At 70.2% G+C, this 18,115-nt stretch carries 25 protein-coding genes; 11 read left to right on the forward strand and 14 right to left on the reverse strand.

The genetic code is table 11. From position 1 onward, the window contains the following. Positions 1 to 6: 6 nt before the first annotated feature. The gene (locus tag ACWIHY_RS10030; RefSeq protein ID WP_454375156.1) at positions 7 to 687 is read left to right on the forward strand and encodes a hypothetical protein; all 681 of its coding nucleotides are present in this window, start codon (positions 7 to 9) and stop codon (positions 685 to 687) included. Between the two features lie 144 nt (positions 688 to 831). Continuing rightward, complete coding sequence (locus ACWIHY_RS10035; RefSeq protein ID WP_454375157.1) at positions 832 to 1,944, forward strand: serine/threonine-protein kinase; 1,113 nt, start codon at positions 832 to 834, stop codon at positions 1,942 to 1,944. A gap of 11 nt (positions 1,945 to 1,955) precedes the next feature. On the opposite strand, the gene ACWIHY_RS10040 is transcribed toward ACWIHY_RS10035, so the two are convergent. Beyond that, positions 1,956 to 2,510, reverse strand: a complete 555-nt coding sequence (locus tag ACWIHY_RS10040; RefSeq protein WP_454375158.1) for a flavoprotein — start codon at positions 2,508 to 2,510, stop codon at positions 1,956 to 1,958. 199 nt (positions 2,511 to 2,709) lie between these two features. On the opposite strand from ACWIHY_RS10040, the gene ACWIHY_RS10045 reads away from it, so the two are divergent. After that, a complete protein-coding gene (locus ACWIHY_RS10045; RefSeq protein WP_454375159.1) occupies positions 2,710 to 3,570 on the forward strand; it encodes a SigB/SigF/SigG family RNA polymerase sigma factor in 861 nt (286 codons plus the stop codon). A 69-nt stretch (positions 3,571 to 3,639) separates the two neighbouring features. Further along, positions 3,640 to 4,143, forward strand: a complete 504-nt coding sequence (locus ACWIHY_RS10050; RefSeq protein WP_454375160.1) for a MarR family winged helix-turn-helix transcriptional regulator — start codon at positions 3,640 to 3,642, stop codon at positions 4,141 to 4,143. On the opposite strand, the gene ACWIHY_RS10055 is transcribed toward ACWIHY_RS10050, so the two are convergent. Then, positions 4,140 to 4,487, reverse strand: coding sequence for an STAS domain-containing protein (locus ACWIHY_RS10055; RefSeq protein WP_454375161.1), 348 nt, complete (start codon positions 4,485 to 4,487; stop codon positions 4,140 to 4,142). The two genes, ACWIHY_RS10050 and ACWIHY_RS10055, sit on opposite strands and share 4 nt — an antisense overlap. A gap of 197 nt (positions 4,488 to 4,684) precedes the next feature. Between ACWIHY_RS10055 and ACWIHY_RS10060 the strand changes: the two genes are divergently transcribed. The 3 genes from ACWIHY_RS10060 (at position 4,685) to ACWIHY_RS10070 (ending at position 7,031) form a co-directional block, all read left to right on the forward strand. Beyond that, on the forward strand, positions 4,685 to 5,875 hold the full coding sequence (locus ACWIHY_RS10060; protein ID WP_454375162.1) for a PP2C family protein-serine/threonine phosphatase: 1,191 nt from the start codon (positions 4,685 to 4,687) through the stop codon (positions 5,873 to 5,875). A gap of 63 nt (positions 5,876 to 5,938) precedes the next feature. Beyond that, on the forward strand, positions 5,939 to 6,337 hold the full coding sequence (locus ACWIHY_RS10065) for an ATP-binding protein (protein ID WP_454375163.1): 399 nt from the start codon (positions 5,939 to 5,941) through the stop codon (positions 6,335 to 6,337). Positions 6,338 to 6,605: 268 nt separating this feature from the next. Further along, positions 6,606 to 7,031: a CAP domain-containing protein gene (locus ACWIHY_RS10070; protein ID WP_454375164.1), complete on the forward strand. Its 426-nt coding sequence runs from the start codon at positions 6,606 to 6,608 to the stop codon at positions 7,029 to 7,031. Here ACWIHY_RS10070 and ACWIHY_RS10075 read toward each other — a convergent pair. Beyond that, positions 6,973 to 7,179: a DUF397 domain-containing protein gene (locus ACWIHY_RS10075; RefSeq protein ID WP_454375165.1), complete on the reverse strand. Its 207-nt coding sequence runs from the start codon at positions 7,177 to 7,179 to the stop codon at positions 6,973 to 6,975. The genes ACWIHY_RS10070 and ACWIHY_RS10075 overlap by 59 nt on opposite strands. Then, positions 7,139 to 7,987 (reverse strand): helix-turn-helix domain-containing protein, encoded by an 849-nt coding sequence (locus tag ACWIHY_RS10080; protein WP_454375166.1) that lies wholly within the window; start codon positions 7,985 to 7,987, stop codon positions 7,139 to 7,141. The genes ACWIHY_RS10075 and ACWIHY_RS10080 overlap by 41 nt, the downstream gene beginning before the upstream one ends. Before the next feature lie 93 nt (positions 7,988 to 8,080). Between ACWIHY_RS10080 and ACWIHY_RS10085 the strand changes: the two genes are divergently transcribed. Next, on the forward strand, positions 8,081 to 8,527 hold the full coding sequence (locus tag ACWIHY_RS10085) for an ATP-binding protein (RefSeq protein WP_454375167.1): 447 nt from the start codon (positions 8,081 to 8,083) through the stop codon (positions 8,525 to 8,527). Here the strand turns inward: ACWIHY_RS10085 and ACWIHY_RS10090 are convergent. From ACWIHY_RS10090 to ACWIHY_RS10100, 3 genes are read right to left on the reverse strand one after another with little or no spacing between them, the layout of a single operon-like run. Next, the gene (locus ACWIHY_RS10090) at positions 8,514 to 9,131 is read right to left on the reverse strand and encodes a hypothetical protein (protein WP_454375168.1); all 618 of its coding nucleotides are present in this window, start codon (positions 9,129 to 9,131) and stop codon (positions 8,514 to 8,516) included. The two genes, ACWIHY_RS10085 and ACWIHY_RS10090, sit on opposite strands and share 14 nt — an antisense overlap. Next, the gene (locus tag ACWIHY_RS10095) at positions 9,128 to 10,105 is read right to left on the reverse strand and encodes an endonuclease/exonuclease/phosphatase family protein (protein ID WP_454375169.1); all 978 of its coding nucleotides are present in this window, start codon (positions 10,103 to 10,105) and stop codon (positions 9,128 to 9,130) included. Before ACWIHY_RS10095 ends, ACWIHY_RS10090 begins: the two co-directional genes overlap by 4 nt. 33 nt (positions 10,106 to 10,138) lie before the next feature. Further along, positions 10,139 to 11,521 carry an NAD(P)-binding domain-containing protein gene (locus ACWIHY_RS10100; RefSeq protein WP_454375170.1) on the reverse strand — a complete coding sequence of 461 codons (1,383 nt, stop codon included), beginning with the start codon at positions 11,519 to 11,521 and terminating at the stop codon, positions 10,139 to 10,141. A gap of 124 nt (positions 11,522 to 11,645) precedes the next feature. On the opposite strand from ACWIHY_RS10100, the gene ACWIHY_RS10105 reads away from it, so the two are divergent. Further along, entirely contained in the window at positions 11,646 to 12,011 is a 366-nt protein-coding gene (locus ACWIHY_RS10105; RefSeq protein WP_454375171.1) for an ArsR/SmtB family transcription factor, read from the forward strand. A 173-nt stretch (positions 12,012 to 12,184) separates the two neighbouring features. Beyond that, positions 12,185 to 12,682: a DUF5949 family protein gene (locus tag ACWIHY_RS10110; RefSeq protein ID WP_454375172.1), complete on the forward strand. Its 498-nt coding sequence runs from the start codon at positions 12,185 to 12,187 to the stop codon at positions 12,680 to 12,682. A gap of 201 nt (positions 12,683 to 12,883) precedes the next feature. On the opposite strand, the gene ACWIHY_RS10115 is transcribed toward ACWIHY_RS10110, so the two are convergent. Beyond that, positions 12,884 to 13,279, reverse strand: coding sequence for a rodlin (locus ACWIHY_RS10115; RefSeq protein ID WP_454375173.1), 396 nt, complete (start codon positions 13,277 to 13,279; stop codon positions 12,884 to 12,886). A gap of 210 nt (positions 13,280 to 13,489) precedes the next feature. Between ACWIHY_RS10115 and ACWIHY_RS10120 the strand changes: the two genes are divergently transcribed. Continuing rightward, positions 13,490 to 13,882 carry a rodlin gene (locus ACWIHY_RS10120; RefSeq protein ID WP_454375174.1) on the forward strand — a complete coding sequence of 131 codons (393 nt, stop codon included), beginning with the start codon at positions 13,490 to 13,492 and terminating at the stop codon, positions 13,880 to 13,882. A 175-nt stretch (positions 13,883 to 14,057) separates the two neighbouring features. On the opposite strand, the gene ACWIHY_RS10125 is transcribed toward ACWIHY_RS10120, so the two are convergent. The 6 genes from ACWIHY_RS10125 to ACWIHY_RS10150 form a co-directional block, all read right to left on the reverse strand. Then, positions 14,058 to 14,375, reverse strand: a complete 318-nt coding sequence (locus ACWIHY_RS10125; RefSeq protein WP_454375175.1) for a hypothetical protein — start codon at positions 14,373 to 14,375, stop codon at positions 14,058 to 14,060. Positions 14,376 to 14,617: 242 nt separating this feature from the next. Continuing rightward, on the reverse strand, positions 14,618 to 15,454 hold the full coding sequence (locus tag ACWIHY_RS10130; RefSeq protein ID WP_454375176.1) for a chaplin family protein: 837 nt from the start codon (positions 15,452 to 15,454) through the stop codon (positions 14,618 to 14,620). 139 nt (positions 15,455 to 15,593) lie between these two features. Beyond that, positions 15,594 to 15,827 carry a chaplin gene (locus ACWIHY_RS10135; RefSeq protein WP_454375177.1) on the reverse strand — a complete coding sequence of 78 codons (234 nt, stop codon included), beginning with the start codon at positions 15,825 to 15,827 and terminating at the stop codon, positions 15,594 to 15,596. Between the two features lie 266 nt (positions 15,828 to 16,093). Continuing rightward, on the reverse strand, positions 16,094 to 16,753 hold the full coding sequence (locus tag ACWIHY_RS10140; RefSeq protein WP_454375178.1) for a hypothetical protein: 660 nt from the start codon (positions 16,751 to 16,753) through the stop codon (positions 16,094 to 16,096). 90 nt (positions 16,754 to 16,843) lie between these two features. Beyond that, on the reverse strand, positions 16,844 to 17,095 hold the full coding sequence (locus ACWIHY_RS10145) for a hypothetical protein (protein WP_454375179.1): 252 nt from the start codon (positions 17,093 to 17,095) through the stop codon (positions 16,844 to 16,846). A gap of 9 nt (positions 17,096 to 17,104) precedes the next feature. Next, positions 17,105 to 18,025 (reverse strand): alpha/beta fold hydrolase, encoded by a 921-nt coding sequence (locus tag ACWIHY_RS10150; protein WP_454375180.1) that lies wholly within the window; start codon positions 18,023 to 18,025, stop codon positions 17,105 to 17,107. Between the last annotated feature and the right edge of the window lie 90 nt (positions 18,026 to 18,115).

Consider the following 18,115-nt stretch of genomic DNA (forward strand, 5'->3'; position numbering starts at 1 on the left):
GCAGGCATGAAGCCTGCGGTGGGGGTAGCCCCCGGAACGGCCACCCCGGCCGCATACCGTTCGACGACGTCATCGAACGCACCACGCCCGCCCCACGGAGAGAAGCACGTGTACACCCGCACCACCACGGCGGCCCGTACCGTCACCGACGCCCTCCAGCCCCGCAACGTCCTGCTGGCGGGCATGCTCGGCATCGGGACCGCCGCCGCCGGCGACTGGACCGGGCTGCTGTGGGGCCTGCTCGGCGCCCTGTGCGCGGGGCTCGTCCCCGCCGCTTACATCGAGTGGGAGCGCAAGCGCGGAACGTGGGACGACCGGCACGTCGTCGACCGCACCAAGCGGGCACCGATCTTCTTCGTCATCCTCGGTTCCCTGGGCTCCGGCGCGCTCGTCATGGTCCTCGGCGGCGCCCCGGCCGGCATCCTCCGCGCGATGCTCGGCCTCTGGACGATGACCGTCCTCCTCCTGACCGTGAACACCGCCTGGAAGATCTCGGTGGATTCGGCGGTCGCGTCCGCCGTCGTGGCCCTGCTCGCCGTCGTGCACTCGCCCTGGTGGCTGCTCGCCTTCGCCATGACCGGCGCGGTCTGCTGGTCCCGTGTCGCCCTGCGGTACCACACCGTCGCCCAGACGGTGGCCGGAGCGGCCCTCGGCGCTGCGACGGCAGCGACGTTCCTGTTCCCCTGATCCGGCCCGGCCCCCCCTCGGACCGCACCGCAAACCACATCGCGCGCATCACTCGTGACGGGCCCTCACCGAAGGAGTCGCCAACGGGGTGAAGTAGGTTCAGCAGCCTTGAGATTGTCACAGTGAATCGGGGTTGGTGCGCAAGTGCTGGTGGCGGACAGATACCGGCTGGACACACCCATCGGGCGGGGCGGGATGGGTGAGGTCTGGCGGGCCACGGACGAGGTGCTGGGCCGGCCAGTCGCCGTCAAGCTGCTGCTCGGCAACGGGGCCGACGCGTCGGCCGCGGCCCGGTTCCGGCTGGAGGCCCAGACCGCCGCCCGGCTGAGCCATCCGCATCTCGTGGCGGTGTTCGACTTCGGGGCGTGGGAGGACCGTTTCTACCTCGTCATGGAGCTCGTCGAGGGCACGAGCCTGGCCCAGACGCTGCTGTCCGAAGGGGCGTTGCGGGCCGAGCGGGTCGCCGGCATCGCTGCCCAGGCAGCCGCCGGACTGGCAGCCGCCCACCGTCAGGGCGTCGTACACCGGGACATCAAGCCCGGCAACCTGATGACGAGTCATGACGGTACGGTCAAGATCGCGGACTTCGGCATCGCCCAGTTCGTGGACGACCCCGCGACGGCGCTCACCACCGCCGGCCAGATCGTGGGCACCAGCCTCTACCTGGCCCCCGAGCGCGCGCTGGGGAGACCCGCCGGCCCCGCCTCCGACATGTACTCCCTCGGCTGTGTCCTCTACCAGTTGCTGGCGGGCCGCCCGCCGTTCCAGGCCGACACCGCCACCGGCACGCTCTACCAGCATGTGGACGCCGCGCCCGTGCCCCCGCGGACCCTCGGCGTCGACGTACCCGGCCCCTTCGAGGCGTACCTGCTGGGGCTGCTCGCCAAGCAGCCCGAGGACCGGCCGACGGCCGAGCAGGCCGCCGACTGGTTCCGCCAGGACTCCTGGCGCGGCCACCCCGAGCCCCTCCCGCCGCCGCTCCCGGTGAGCGAGCAGGCGCCCCGGACCACGGCGACGTACGCACTGCCGTCCACGGGCGCCCCGCGCCCGGCCTCCCGACGCCGCGCGGCGCCGCCCGCCCAGCGGCCGAGCACCCGGAAGTTCGTACGCCGCCGCCCCCGCGTCGCGAGCGCCATCGCCGGGGCCATCGCCTTCCTGGTGGCGGTTCTCGTCGGCATGGCCTGGCTCTCCCCCGAACCCAGCTCCGCCGAGACCCCGGAGCCCGGTCCCGGGAGCACCGCCGAGTCCCCCCAGTGAGCTGACGGCGTCTATTCGGCGGCGGCCGACCTCGGCTGATCAGCCGTCAGGGGTGCGCCCTGCCCGCGCACGCCCGCCGCGAGCAGCTCCAGCGCCTCCTCCCACCGGAGCGGCCCCGCGCCGCCCCCCACCAGGACACCCATTCCCCGCAGCCGCTCGACGCTCTGCCGGTACGCGGGATGGGCAGCCAGGGCAGGGTTCACAGAGGGCAGCACGGCGGTGGGTACTCCGGCGCCGGACGCCTCGCACAAGGTGGCCACCGCAAGGGTGTCCGCGATGCCGGCCGCCCACTTGTTGATGGTGTTGAACGTGGCCGGCGCGACCGCTATCGCGTCGGCGGGAGGAAAGGGCCGCGGGTCACTCGGCGGGCGCCACGCGGAGCGGACGTGCCGGCCGGTCTGCTCCTCCACCGCCCGCGCGTCGATGAAACCGAGGCTCTGCGGCGTGGCGATCACGCCGACCTCCCAGCCCTGCCGCTGCGCGGCGGTGATGAGCTCCCCGACCCCTTCGGCGCCCCCGGCGGCGCACACGACGACGTACAGAAACGGCTTGGACTGACCGGACACGCACAACTCCCCGTCGACGGCTGAACCAGTACGCCAAGTGGAACAGGGCGGCCCCGCCCGATGTCCGCCGGGGCCTGATGGTTCCGGCCGCGAAAAAGCGGAGAGTGAGTTGGCATGGGTTCTTGATTGCGGGGCAGGAGCGCCCTTTGAAGGGTCTGAAACACCGGGAGGGGTCAGGACGATGACGAGGACCGCGACGATGACGACCGTGTCCGTGGGGACCGCCGATGCGGAGACGATCGGTGGACTGCCCTGGATCGAGGACGCCGGCAAGGTCGCGCCCAAGGACGCCCGCGAACTGTCGCAGCTCTTCTTCGACCGGCTCCAGGTCCTCGAAGAGGGGACGCACGAGTACCAGTACGCGCGCAACACCCTCATCGAGATGAACCTGTCCCTCGTGCGGTTCGCCGCCGGACGCTTCCGCAATCGTGGTGGCGGCGGCGACATGGAGGACATCGTCCAGGTCGGCACCATCGGCCTGATCAAGGCCATCGACCGGTTCGACCTCAGCCGCGAGGTCGGTTTCGCCACCTTCGCCGTGCCGTACATCGTCGGTGAGATCAAGCGGTTCTTCCGCGACACCAGCTGGGCCGTCCACGTCCCCCGGCGGCTCCAGGAACTGCGTGTGGACCTCGCGAAGGCCAAGGAGGAACTCTCCCTGCGCCTGGACCGCGACCCCACCGTGAAGGAGCTCGCCGAGCACCTGGACCTCTCCGAGGAAGAGATCATCGAGGGCCTCGTCGCCGCCAACGGCTACACCGCGGGCTCCCTCGACGCACCCAACGACAGCGGTGACGGGCCCGACAGCGGGCGGACGTTCGCCGACCGCCTCGGCGAGCCCGACCCTGCCATGGAGAGCGTCGAGGACCTGCACACACTGGCCCCGCTCCTGGAGCGGCTCGACGCCCGCGACCGCCGCATCGTCGAGATGCGCTTCGGCCAGGAGATGACCCAGTCGCAGATCGGCGAGGAGCTCGGCGTCTCCCAGATGCAGGTCTCCCGCCTCCTGACGCGCGTGCTGAAGCAGCTCCGCAGCGGGATGCTGGTCGACGAGCGCTGACGGGCGGCCCAGGCCCGACGTACCCGCCCCTTACTGACAGCGCCGCCCCCGGGGTGGCACAGTGGAATGATGCCCCGCAGACCTCCGTCACCCCCGCAGACTCCGGCGCACACCGCGTCCGAGGTGACGGATCTGCTTGCCGTCCTGTGGGGGAGGGCGCAGCTGCAGGCCCCGTCCGGGCCCATTTCACCGTCGCAGCTGCGCGCGCTGCTGGTGATCGAGCGCCTTGAGAGCGGCAACCTGCGGGCCCTCGGCGCCACGCTCGGCTCCAGTCCTCCCGCGACCAGCCGGCTGTGCGACCGGCTGGAGGCGGCCGGCCTGGTGGAGCGCCGCCTCAGCCCGGCCAGCCGACGCGAAGTGGAGCTCCACCTGAGCAGGCCGGGACGCGTGCTGCTCGACGAAGTACGGCAGGCGCAGGTACTGGAGCTCGCCCCCGTGCTGGAAACGATGTCTCCCGAAGCCCTGACGCAACTCGCGAAGGGCCTTGCCGCGTTCCGGGACGCCGCCTCGGCGGTGGTCCACGGCGACACGGCCGCGGACGCGTCCGGTATGCGCGTAGTACGCCCCGCCTAACAGTTCACCGCCGCCTCGCGGCTGTCGCGGACGGTGAAGGCTCCGTCCGGACCAAGCACCCGCAGCAGACGCTCGACCAGTCCGGAGGGCGCGGCGAGGCGCAGGCGGTCCCCGAGCCCGGCGCGTGCCCGTAGCAGGACGTTGATCATCACCGTGTCGGCGAAGTCCACCGCCGACAGATCGAGCACCACTGGCACTCCCCCCTGCCGCGTCTCGCGGTCCAGTGCCAGCCGCAAGGGCCCGACCGGCTCCAGATCCACCTCACCCCGCAGGGCGAGCACGACGGCCCGTTCGGACCGGTGGGTGACGACGAGCACGCGCTCTCCGGTGCTGCGTGTGTGCACGACTGGCCCCTCAGATGTGGCAGCAAGCCGACCGAGGCCGGCACAACTGCCCCGATGTGCGGCACAATCACCCTAGGATTGATAGTTGCCACTTGGCAACACTCGCCATTTGTCAACAGTCGGCACACCGAATCTCCTTCATCCCGTTACGCTGCACCGTCCCGAACACACCACCTCTTCACAAAGGATCACCGACCGTGACGCGTTTCCTTGCCGTAGAGCGTGCCGTGCGCACCGCCGCACCGCACGCCCTCCTCGATACGGCACGTGCCGCGCTGGTCGAGCACTACGAAGCCACCCACGTCGACCTCCTGATGGCCGATTACAGCCTCACGGTCCTCCAGTCGGTCACCGCCCGGCCCGGCAACGGGCACGCCCTGCCGGTCCATTCGAGCCCCGAGGGCCGCGCCTTCGGCAGCCAGGAGCCCTACGGCCAGTACGTGGCCCGGGACGGGGCCGTCGACCTCCACCTGCCGGTGACCGTCCGCGGGGACAGACTCGGCATCCTCACCGTGCGCCTGCCCAAACACAGACGCACGCCCGAGGCCACCGCGGAACTCACCGAACTCGCCGAACTGCTCGGCCACGAGATCATCGTCGCCGAGCGCGACACCGACCTCTACCTCCAGGCCCGCCGCTCCAGCCGCCTCACCCTCGCCGCCGAGATGCAGTGGCAGTTGCTGCCCGGCCGCGCCTGCTCCCGCCAGGAGTACGCCATCGGGGCCCAGCTGGAACCGGCGTACGACATCCACGGCGACAACTTCGACTGGGCCGCCACGTCCGAGACCCTCACCCTCACGGTCACGAACGGGATGGGCGAGGGCATCGAGGCGTCCCTCCTGACCAACCTCGCCGTCAACGCCCTGCGCAACGCCCGCCGGGCCGGCATCGGCATCGCCGACCAGGCCGCCCTCGCCGACCAGGCCATCCACGGACAGCACCACGGCGAGGCCTACGTCTCGACGCTCCTGCTCTCCTTCGAGCTGGCCACCGGACACGTCCAGGTCGTCGACGCCGGTTCCCCCCAGCTGTGGCGCCAGCGCGACAAGACCGTCGAGCGCATGGACTTCGAGGCCCAGCTCCCCCTCGGCATGTTCGAGGAGACGGCGTACGTCCCCCAGGAGTTCCGCGCCCTCCCCGGCGACCGGCTGGTCTTCGTCAGCGACGGGGTGTACGCGGCGGCGACCCGGGCAGGCGAAGAGTACGGCGAACGCGCACTCGCCCGGGCCATCCAGGCCGCGAGCCTGCTGCCCGCCGCCGCGGTACCCCGTGCGGTTCTCCAGGAACTGTCCTCGTACCGTGACACCGACGCGGACCTCGACGACGACGCCCTCGTCGTCTGCCTGGACTGGTTCGGCCGGGCGACACGCGAAGTTAGCGGACAGTAGAAGCGGGGCAGGAGCCCCGGGGTCACCCGAGCAGCACTTTCCATCCAACGGGGGTGAAATGACATGAACCGCACGCAGACAAGGACCGAGGCCGCCGAGAGGACCACTCGGCCGGACACGGCCGCCGAGGCCCGCGACACGGCTCGCGCGTTCCTGTCCGATCTGGCCCCGGCGCCCACCCAGGAGATCGCCGAGAACGTGGTGCTGGTGGTCTCCGAGCTGGTGACCAACGCGCTGCGGCACGCGGGCGGCATCACGAAGCTCTGCCTGGCCGCGAACCGGCACACCGTGGAGATCACGGTGCAGGACCCCAGCCCGTCCCGCCCGCGCCCGCGCCACCCGGACATCACCGGCTACGAGGGCGGCTACGGCCTGACCCTGGTCAACTTCCTGGCCCGTTTGGTCACGGTCACCCCCTCCCCCGAAGGGGGCAAGCAGATCTGCGCGGCCGTCAGCCTCTGACACGATTGTTCCCACAGTCGCCGCATAGACGGGGGCAGCCGTGCGAGGACCCACGTACCGGAGCGTCAGACGCCGTACGGCGCCCAAGGCCGCACTGTGGATCCTCACCCCTCGATGGGCCGGCGTCGCGCCCCACTCCCCGCCCCCGGACCCCGTCCGGCCGAGCGGCCTCCTCCCCACACGAGCTGGCCCCTGCCGGACCCCTGGGAGGACACGTGGCGGCCCCCCCATCACCTCGCAGCAGTACCGCCCCCAGAGCCAGGCGGCCGTGATCCGTCTCCTCAACCGCGAGCGGGCCCGCAAGGGCTGCCGCCCGGTACGGATCCACCGCACCGTGACCGGAACCGCCCAGCGGCACAGCGACTACATGGCCCGCGTCGGCGTGCTCTCCCACACCGGCCCCCATACGTCCGGCCCGGGCGACCGGCTCACGGACGAGGGGTACAGATGGCGCCGGGCAGCGGAGAACCTGGCCCGCTCCCAACCGAACGCGGCCACGGCCTTCCCCCTGTGGAAGGCCGGCCCGAAGCACCGCGCCGCGATGCTCACCTGCTCCTACCGCCACGCGGGCGTGGCCCGTCAGAACCCGGGGCGGCCAGGGCTGGTGGACACTGCTCCTGGCCACCCCGCGCTAGCTACCGCCCGGGCCCACCGGCCACGGCGGCGACGAACGCGGCGAAGGCGGCGGGGGTGACGGTGAGGGCGGGGCCCCCGGGATTCTTGGAGTCACGAACGGCGACGCGCGCGGCGAGCTGGGCGATTTCGACGCAGTCGCCACCGGTGTTGCCGCTGTAGCTCGACTTACGCCACCGCGCGCCCGTCAGGTCCTGACTGGTCCCCATAACGTTCCTCCATCGCGCGGGTGATCAGTGCCGCCGAATGCTCCACAGAGAGTGCAGCGGCCTGCAAGTGAGCGTAACGGAGCGACGCCTCCCTGACCGCGTCAGGGTTGGCTGTCATGTGACCGGAAATCAGATCCTCGGTGTAGACAATGTCGGGGTCATCGTCGAAACGAAGAACATTGAACGAGCCGATCAGGCTTGCGTGTTCACCGGCTTCGAATGGCAGAACCTGAATCTGGACCCATCGCTGATCTTGCAGGTCCAACAGATGTGCAAGTTGGCTGCGCATGACCTTATGACCGCCGATTGGCCGGAACACAGCAGCCTCGTCCAGCATTACCCACACCATGGGTGGCCGCTCTCGTTGCAGAACCCGCTGCCGCTCCATCCTCGCCGCAACCAGTTCCTCCAGGTTGCTGGGCATCCCGGTCGCGAGCACCGCGCGCGCGTACTCCTCCGTCTGCAGCAGCCCGTAGACCAATTGCGCCTGGTACGTCGAGATGTACGCCGCCCGCGCCTCCATCTCCGCGTACGGCTGGAACCACGACGGCAGCTGACTCCGCAGTACCAGGCCCACCAGCCGGCTCAGTGCTCCCTCCGTCCCCAGCGCCGCGTCCGCGCGCTCCGAGAACGCCCGGGTCGGGACCTTCCGGGCCGTCTCGATCTGGCCGACCAGCGACGCCGTACAGAAGATGATCGAGCCGAGCTGCTTCTGGTTGAGGTCCGCCGCCTCCCGCAGCCGGCGCAGTTCGGCCCCGTAGTAGTCGAGCGCGGAGGCGTGGGGGTCGAGGTCACGGATGTTGGCCATACGGGGTCTCCCTGGCTCACGGACAAGCTCACGCAACGTAACGTTGTTTTCCACCCGTAGCCGAGGGTAGTCATCAGCCCACACTCTGGTGACGTGAATCACGTAACTGACGAACCGGACGCCGAAGTTGGCGCGCGCCGCTACGGGGCGAACTTCACCGTGGGTGACCATTCGGCCCGGCATCTGCGGTGCATCCTGCGGATGTACCTCACGACCTGGCAGCTGTCCGCCGTCTCGGACGCGGCGGAGCTCGCGCTCACGGAGCTGGTCGCCAACGTCGTACGCCACGTACCCGGCCGCCGGTGCTCGGTCCTGATCCTCCGGGCGGAGCACGGCGTACGGGTCGAGGTGGCCGACGCGTGCGCCCGGCTGCCGAAGGCGGAAGGCTCCGGCCCCCTGGACGAGGGCGGCCGGGGGCTGGCGCTCGTGGAGGCGGTCAGCGACCGGTGGGGGGTGGACCCGGGGCCGGGCAGGGACGGCAAAACCGTGTGGTTCGAGTGCCACCGGCCCGGCCCCGGACCGGCCGTCAGCCCCGTGTGAAGTGGACGCTGCCGCGCAGCGCCTCGTACGCCTCGTCGCAGTGCTGCTCGAAGTCGGCCGCGAACTCCGTGATCTCACCCGTGCGGCGGTCCTTCTGGAGCGCGGTGACGGTGAAGGTCCCCATGGTGAGCGAGTCGCTGGAGCACACGCGCTCGTTGCTCTCGACCCAGACGCGGGCCGAGTCGGGGTCACCGTGGTCGCGGTAGGTCCGGCCCAGCGTCAGCTGCTCGCCGTCGTCGGCCTCCAGCGCGATCGACCACACCGGCCAGTTGTCACTGCTCACGCTGATGTTGACGGCATTGCTGCCGGAGGTCATGCCGAATTCGTACGTGGGGCCGGCGTAGCTGCCGCTGCCGCCCTGGCCGATGTACTCGTAGGGGTCACTGGTGTAGGAGTACGACCCTGTGGGCGCCGGCACCGGCTTTGCCGCCTGCGCGGGCGCGGCGGCGACGAAGGTCCCCGCGACGACCGACGACGCGACTGCGAACGTGGCGGCGGCGCGCCACCGGCTGTGAATGCGGACCGAGTTGGACATGTGTTCCGTTCCCGTCGGAGAGAAGATCACGTACTCCACCTCCAGCGCACCGGGCCGTGCGATCGTCACAGCTTGATGCGGGCGGCGACCGGCAGGTGGTCGCTCCCCGTGGCGGGCAGCGACCACACCTCGGTGACAGTTGCGTTCCGGGTCATGACCTGGTCGATCCGCGCCACGGGGAAGGAGGCGGGCCAGCTGAAGGCGAAGCCCGGCCCGGGCGGGGTGAGCTGCCCAGTGAGCGGGTCGAGCCCCCGGTCGTCCATCGTGCCGTTGAGGTCGCCGAGCAGAATCACGCGTTCCCGCCGCTCGTCGGCGAGGGCCGCGCCCAGCAGCCGGGCGCTCTCGTCCCGCCACCCCGAACGGAATCCCGTGGACGGCCCGATCCGTACCGAGGGCAGATGGGCGACGTACACGGCGACGGGCTCTTCCCCGCCGCCCGGCAGCCGGACCTCGGCCCGCAGTCCCCGGTTCCAGCCCGCCGCGATCCCGTCCGGCTTGATGTCCACCGGCCGCACGCCCGTCAGCGGGTACTTCGACCAGAGCCCGACCGTGCCCACCACGGCGTGGTGGGCATACCCCGGGGCGAACGCCGACGCGTAGGCGGGAAGGGCGGCGGAGGTCAGTTCCTCGACGGCGATGAGCCCGGCGCCCGATTCCATCAGGGTCCGTGCCGTGCCCGCCGGGTCGGCGTTCTCGTCACTCGCGTTGTGCTGAACCGCGACGATGTCGTACGCCGAACCCGAACCGTCCGTGGGCAGCAGCAGCCCGCCGAAGCAGCCGAGCCAGGCGGCGACGGGCAGTAGCAGGGCGACCGTCCCGGCGAGTGAGCGGCGCACGACCGACAGGACGAGCAGTACGGGAACCACCAGCCCGAGCCAGGGCAGGAACGTCTCCAGCAGACTGCCGGGCCGTCCGCTCATGTCGGGCACGGCGGAAGGGAAGGCCAGCAGAACCGCTACCCCCACGGCGAGCGCGGCGAGGACAGGGTCCCGCCGCCACTCCCACCGGCGTGCGACGTCCGTACCAGTGTCCGCTCGGGTCATCGCCCGACCGTAGCGGCACGACTCCCGCAGCGGTCAGCAGCCCCCGGAGGAGACCGGTCCGGCCCCCGTGCCGATCTGAAGGGTCTGGACCGGAGCGGCACAACAGCCACCACCACCGCCGCCCTCCCCGGACACTGCCGAGGCGTCGGCCTCCTCGAACAGCCCGGCCCCTCCGCACACACCCGTCTCCGGCAGTGTCAGTTCAACCCGCTCCGCCGCTTCCCGGTCCCCGGCAAGCGCGGCCGCGATCGACCGGACCTGCTCGTAGCCGGTCATGGCGAGGAAGGTCGGAGCTCGGCCGTAGCTCTTCATGCCGACGAGGTAGACGTCCTTCTCGGGGTGCGAGAGCTCGACGACGCCGTGCGGATAGACGGTGCCGCAGGAGTGGGCGTTCGGGTCGATCAGCGGGGCGAGCGCGAGGGGCGCCTGGAGCCGTTCGTCCAGCCCCAGCCGCAGCTCGGAGACGAACGTCAGGTCGGGGCGGAGCCCGGTGAGGACGATGACCTCGTCGACCGGTTCGAGCCGCCGCCCGTCCTCGGCGACCAGCACGAGCCGCCCGCCGTCGGCCTTCTCGACGGCACTCGTACGGAACCCGGTCACGGCATCCGCGTACCCCTCGTCGACGGCCGCCTTCGCCCGCAGCCCGAGCGCACCGCGCGCCGGCAGCTGGTCGGCCTCGCCGCCGCCGAAGGTGTCGCCGCCGATACCCCGGCGCAGGACCCAGACGGCGTGCGTGGCGGGGGCGTCCTTCGCCAGGTCGGCGAGGGAGGCGAGGGCGGTGAAGGCGGAGGCGCCGGAACCGATGACGGCGGTGCGGCGGCCGGAGTAACGCCGCGCGACCTCCGCGTCCCTGAGATCCGGCACGCGGTACGAAACCCGGTCGGCGGCCGCGCGCTCGCCCAGAGCCGGGAGACCGTCGCCGCCGACCGGGCTCGGTGTCGCCCACGTACCGGATGCGTCGATCACGGCGCGGGCGAGGATCCGCTCCTCCGTACCGTCGTCGTACCGGACGTGGACCGAGAAGGGCTGCTCCTCCCGCCCGGAGTCGACGACCCGATCACGCCCGGCGCGCGAGACGCCGGTGACCCGGGCGCCGTAGCGGACCCTGTCCCCCAGAACATCGGCGAGCGGCTGGAGATACCGCTCGGCCCAGTCACCCCCGGTCGGATACGTCGCCCCGTCCGGGGCAGTCCACCCGGTCGGCGCCAGAAGCTTCTCGGCAGCCGGGTCCACGACCTCGGCCCACGTCGAGAACAGCCGCACGTGCGCCCACTCCCTGACCGCCGCACCGGCCTGGCGGCCGGCCTCTAGGACGAGCGGTTCCTGACCGCGCCCGACCAGGTGGGCGGCGGCCGCCAGACCGACCGGGCCGGCGCCGATCACGACGGTGGGCCCCTGTGCACGCGACTCGGTCATGACGACTCCCCATATAGACATCCATCAATCTCTTGATGTCAGCATGGCACACTGCTTAGACGTCCGTCAACATAGATAGAAATCTAATCAGCACACTTGCTTCGACATGTGTCAACATAGACACATGTCGAATGCGAAGGTGTTGCCGCTGCTGGAGCCGGACGCCGCCGTCGAGCCGTGCTGCCCGCCACTGAACGAGCGCCCCCTCTCGGCCGAGGAGGCAGTCCGCACAGCCGCCATGTTCAAGGCGCTCGGCGACCCGGTGCGACTGCGCCTCTTCTCGGCCGTCGCGTCGCACGAGGGCGGCGAGGCGTGCGTCTGCGACATCTCCGACGTCGGCGTCTCGCAGCCGACCGTCAGCCACCACTTGAAGAAGCTCAAAGAGGCCGGCCTGCTGACCTCCGAACGCCGGGGCACCTGGGTCTACTACCGCGTCGCCCCGTCCGTACTGACCGCGATGGGCAAGATGCTGGGCGAGTACGCCGCCTGACGCCCCGGCACCCGCCCGAACCAGACCGGTCCCCGTACGACAATCACGAAGCCCAGCTTTGCGACAATGCCGATTGTCGCACCCCTCGTAAGGGGTATTGAGGAAAGCCGGTTAGCCCGACCGGGTGACTTCCGGACGGGCGTACCCGCTCCGGGCAATTAGGGTCCCGCTGTATGACCTCACAGACCGCTCAAACCGCTGTCGAACAAAGCCACTTGGGAACCATCTCGGTAATCGCATGGTCGGGGGAGAATATCGACGACGGCCGCGACATGGCTTTCCTGCTCGCATATTCGCTCGGCGACGGAACGGCCGGCCCCGAGGCCGGCGAGAAGGCCGTCCGGCTGCTCCTGGAACAGACCGGCCTGCCGGTCGGCGAGGGAATCTTCGACGCGTCCAAGTCCAAGGAGCCCGTGAGCCTGCTCGTCGAGAGTGGCAGTGCGTCACTGACGATGCCGAGCCTGCGCGTCCAGTGCCTCGTGCCCGAGGAGTGGACCGCGGCGGCCCTCAGGCGCAAGCACGTGCATTTCATCTTCACGACCCGCCCGTGGCCGGAGGGCACACCCGGCGTTCCCGTAGAGGCGGAGGACCTGAAGGCGTTCGTCACCGATGAGGAAGTACTCGCGGCCTCCGCACACTGCGTGATTCCGGTGACCACCCTGCGCAAGTAGCCCCCCGGCTTCCCCGGCCACTCCTTCCCCACTGGACACGCCACAGCCTTCAGGCCCTGCAGATGTGAATTCATCTGCAGGGCCTGAAGGCTGTGACCAGGGGCGGAGGAGTGGCTGGGGCTCCACCACGACCCGGCCGGGTGCCGGTCCTGGCCACCACCCAGGAGGAAGAGGGGTGGCCCGGGCCGTCGCCGACTGATATCAGCGGTTCTCCGCGCCGTTGGCCGCGAGGAGGTTGTCCAGGACGTGCGAGAGCGTCTCGTCACCCTTGTTCTGGGTGGAGTTCTCGACGCACTGCTGGTTCTGCGGGTTGGACAGGATGTCCTGAACGCCGACGTTGACGAAGCCGACCACGTTCTGGACGTTCTTGATCGGGACGGCGACGCAAGGCTTGTTGAACGAGCCCTGGATGAGAGACATCTGGGGGCTCATGTCACCGTGCGTGGCGGAGTTGCCGTAGATCTGCTTCGACCCGTTGCCACTCGCGGTGCGCGTGTCCTGGTCGTCAGCGGCCGCCATTGCCTGCGGGGCGGCCGCGGCACCGAGGCCCATGACGGAGACGGCGACGGCAGCGGTAGCCATGACCTTCTTGATCACTGTTTTCCTCTTTCCATGTCGTACCCCGAGGTGAGGCTCACTGACCAACTTCACTGGAGTGTGTTAGTTCTCCTGCATCACCCATTTGGCCGTGCAGAATTACTGCAGAAGGACCCTGAATACCATTCGAGTGAATCGACGCAACCAATCCTCATAATCAGAGTTGAGCCTGACGCAGAACCCTGAGTACCGGACTAACAAGGAAATCAAATGCTCAAGAAGATGATGGCCACGGCGGCAGTCGCTGCTTCTGTAGTCGGGTTCGGCGCTGCCGGGGCCGGTCAGGCGATGGCGGCCGGTGACGACGAGGTGACCACGAACGCGAGTGGCAACGGGGCCGAGCAGAAGTACGGCAACTCTGTCACGCGCGGCAAGCAGAGCCCGCAGCTGTCCATCGTCCAGGGCGCGCTCAACAAGCCGTGTGTCGCCGTCCCGGTGAAGAACCTCCAGAACGTGCTCCTCATCAACGTCGGGGTTCAGAACATCCTGTCCAACCCGCAGGAGCAGCAGTGCGCGGAGAGCTCCACGCAGACCAAGGAAGACGAGACCCTCTCGCACCTCCTGGACAACGCCATCTCCGCCAACGGCGCGGAGAACCGCTGACGCCGATCGCGGTCTGATCCACAGTGCGCCCCTGACACTCGTCAGGGGCGCACTGCTGCGACCGGGGAACGCCGGCGACATCCGGCGGCGGCCGCACACGTCAGAAGGCCGGCGCACACACCGACTGGTGTACGCGCCGGCCTTCCGGCACCGCGGGGAGAAGCGCGGGCGCTGCTCAGCTCCCGAGCGGCATTCCGCCGAGCGTCGGGGCAGCCGACTTGGCGGCCTCCCCGGCATTGCCCAGCAGCCTGGAGGGGTCACCGTTCCTGGCCTCGTTGACGGCCAGCGCGGTGTCGGTGGCGATGTGCAGGAGGGGCTGGACGGTCGAGTCCACGGGCTGATGGGTGTTCAGGGCGTCGGTCAGCTGCTGCACGCCCCCGTTCAGGCTCATCGACTCGTAGTCGGCAGCCACGGCGGGCGACACCGCTCCCGCGGCCGCTCCCGCGGCCATCATCGAAACGGCAATGGCCGAGGCGGCCTTCATGTGCTTCATTCCAGTAATCCCTCTTCGTGCTGGCGCAATCCGCGAACTACGAATCCCGTGACATTCCGACACTGCTGTTCCATGCCACTTACACCATGACTAACGAAGGCCCCGACGGTGAGAAACTGACGCCGTAGGCCGTTCTTGGCGATTCACTCGGATGCGGTTGAAAACCGGGCCGAGAAGTACTTGAACACAAAGAGGGAGCGGGTTCCGGAGAACCCGCTCCCTCATGTGACGTGCGTGGCGTGTCAGACCTGCGCGAACTTCTTACGTCGGAACATCAGCACACCGCCACCGAGCAGCCCGGCACTGATCGCAGCGGCGGCTCCCAGTTCGCCGGCGCCCGTGTCGGCCAGGCTCGGGGCGACCTGCGCGGCGGGAAGCACCCGCGCGGCCGGCTCCTGGGCCTGGGGCTCGGCCTTGGGCGGCTTGTTGACGGACGGCTCGTCGACCGGCACCTCCGCGGCGGGCACTTCCTTGGCCGGCGGCTCGGCGGCCGGCGGCTCGGCGGGGCCGTGGCCGGGCGGCGTCTTGGCGGGGGGCTCGTCGCACGGCTCGTCGCCGGGGTTCTCCTGGTGGGGCGGCTGGTGGCGCGGCGGCTCGTCACCCGGGTGACCACCGGGACGCTCATCATCGGGACGCTCGCCACCGGAGTGGTCGCCCGTGGGCGGCTTGGCGTCCGGGTTTCCGCCCGGGTTGCCACCAGGCTTGTCGCCGTGGTGGTCACCCGGGTGACCACCACCGGGGTGCTCGTGGCCGGGCTTGCCCTCGTCGTGGGGCTTGCCGGGGCCGGGGTGGCCATGGCCCGGCTTGTCGTGGCCGGGCTTGTGCGGCCTGGCCGACCCGCCGTTGACGCAGTCGTTGCCGAACGCCGGGTTCAGGAGGGCGATGACGTTGATGGTGTTGCCGCACGCGTTCACCGGAACGTGTACAGGCACCTGAACGTTGTTGCCGGACACAACGCCCGGCGAGTTGGAGGTCTCCCCATCGGCCCCGGCGTCCGCCACAGCGGTACCGCCGGAAATGGCGAGGATCCCGGAAGCAGCCGCCGCGGCGAACACACCTCTGCTCAAAACCTGTCGCACTTTGCCGTTCCCTGTCTTTCATGCCTGCGGGTGAGCCGATTGCTCACACGCGATGAGGGAGGTTCAGTCGGCCCCCGAGCGCATGGCGTGCGCTCGGGGGGCCGACTGCGACCGAACATCTAGCGGTTCGGACTGGGAACTACTTGTTGACGCACTCGTTGCCGAAGGCCGGGTTCAGGAGCGCGATGACGTTCACGGTGTTGCCGCAGAGGTTGATCGGGATGTGGATCGGAACCTGCACGTTGTTGCCGGAGATGAAGCCCGGGCTGCCCTTGACGTCACCGTTCGCACCGGAGTCGGCGAGGGCCGGGGAGGCGACACCGACGGCCAGGAGCGAGCCGGCGATGAATGCGGCGCTCTTCATGTACTTCACTTTAAGAACCTTTCCGGCGGCGACACCCTACACAGCCACGTCCTTCGCGCTGCACGAGTCTGTTTCTTCACGCCCGTAGCGTCGCCGTCGTCATCGGTAACGATCCGGTTCCACCGAGGAAACTCCATAAAAGAAGCTATCCATCGACCGTCACCCGAACGCCCTAACCTTTCATTTCGGCCCGGCGCGGCGGAAATTCTTTCCCGCACGCCAATGCCCGGCCTCCCCAACAGGGAGAACCGGGGATTGGCGGGCGGCGCCGGCGGTCAGGCGGGCGCGCCGGGGACCTTGGGCGCTTCCGGGGCACCCGGGACCTTGGGCAGCGGGGGCAGACCGGCGAGGTTCGGAGCCGGGAGGCCGCCGCCGACGACGACGCTGGCGACCACGTTGGTGGTGGCGGTGATCGTGGCCACGACGGCCTCCGCCACCTTCGCCGCATCGCCCTTCTCCGCGGCCTTCAGCAGCGCGTCGACCTTGGTCCGCAGGTCGGCGACCGCCTTGGCCTTGAGCTCCGGGCTCGCGTCGGCGGCCCGCGGAGCCGCCACCGAGGGCAGCTCGGGCCTCGGGGTGACCGGGACTTCGAGGGCGGTGCCGGGCGCCTTGCCGGGTGCCTTGGGGACGTCCTTCAGCGCCCCCTCGACGGCCTTCGTGTGCTGGGCGATCGCCTCCGGCGACAGCTTTCCGCCCCCGGCGATGACGGCGCCGAGGAGGTCGGTGACGGGCTTCAGTACGCCGGCGATCTCACTCAGCAGCTTGACCTGCGGAGTGAGTTTGTCGGCGCCGGGCAGCGGGTCTTCGGCAGCGGAGCCCTCCGCGGCGAGCGAGGGCGGCACCGGGGCCGCTATCGCGCCCCCGGCCGAGCCGAACGCCAGTACTCCGCACGCCACGGAGGAGACGACGAGTCCGGCGGTTCGGGAAATGCGCATGCGAGTGTCCTTACGTGAGGGGTTGAAGAGTGGGGACAACGCCACCGTGCAACCAGTGACCACGCTCCGCAACTTTTCCCACACGCTGCGTCAATACTGGATCGCCTTCTCAAGACCCTGGAAGCTCTCGTCGCCCACGTCCGGAAGGGCGATCAGGAGCCGCGCCGGCCGGTCGGGCTGCTCCGGCTGCGCCGCCAGGGCCGACGGGGCGGGGCCCGCGAGGACCGCCGCGAGCCCGGCTACGAGTGCGGCGGCGCCGGCGGCCGTGCTTCGTGTCTTCATGTTCTGCCAACGGCTGGAGTCGCCACAGGTCACGCGCGCGGCCCGCACCCGGTTGAGCACCGACGCTCCTCAGGCCGTACTGCGGTTCGCCGCGTGCTCCTGGTGCGGCACCGAGCTCAGGTACCCGGCCGGCTCCAGCGGGCGGTCGGTGAAGAACCGCAGCGTCAAGTCCGCGACCTCGTCCGCCTTTTCGAGTACGACCCAGTGATCGGCGTCCCGGATCGTGGTGAAGCGGCTGCCCCGGATGGTCGCGGCGAAGGCCCGCTGGCGCTCCGCCGACGTCACCGTGTCGTGCTCCCCCGTGAAGACCAGCGCCGGTACTCCGGACAGGCCCCCCGAGAAGTCCGGCCGGTCGCCGAGGGAGCGGTACACGGAGTCCGCGGCGTGCGGGGAGTGCGCGACCGCGTGCAGCATGGACCGCTTCACGTACCGGTACGCGAGGTCCCTGCGGGCGACGTACCGGTCGGGGTCCAGGCACATCAGGGCCTCGGTCACCATCGTGGCGAAGCCGTCCCTGTCCCCGGCGGCGAGCCGGTCGGTGGCGCACTGCCAGTGGGCCCGCTGGGCGTCCGTGATGTGCGTGGGAACTCCGCCGAGGATCAGCCGGGCGATGCGGGCCGGGTTGCGCTGGGCGCAGTGGAAGGCGAGTGCGGCACCGTACGAGAAACCGAAGAGGTTGACGCGCGGTACGTCGAGGTCGTCGATGATCCGGGTGACGGCGGCGCACAGGATGTCCCGGCTCGGGCCCGGCGGCAGGGGCGCCGCGCTTCCCATGCCCGGCAGATCCGCGGTCACGACGCTCGCCACCGGACCGAGGCGCCCGTCCATCTGGGGCCAGCCGAGCATCCCCTGCAGCGCGCCGCCGAGGAGGACGACCGGTTCGGTGGGCGGTCCGGCGGCCGGTTCCGTGACCGGACCGGACCGGTGCAGCAGACGGTAGGAGTAGCGCAGCCCGTCCACCGACAGCGAGCGAACGGTTTCCTCGGGCATGCTCCTTGCTCCTTCTCCGGTGTGCGGGGCGCGGCTTCGCGTCCTGGTCGTGCCCGCCGGCTCGTCGCGACGGGGGCGGCCGACCGCCGT

The sequence above is a fragment of the Streptomyces sp. NPDC055287 genome, from assembly GCF_053646035.1.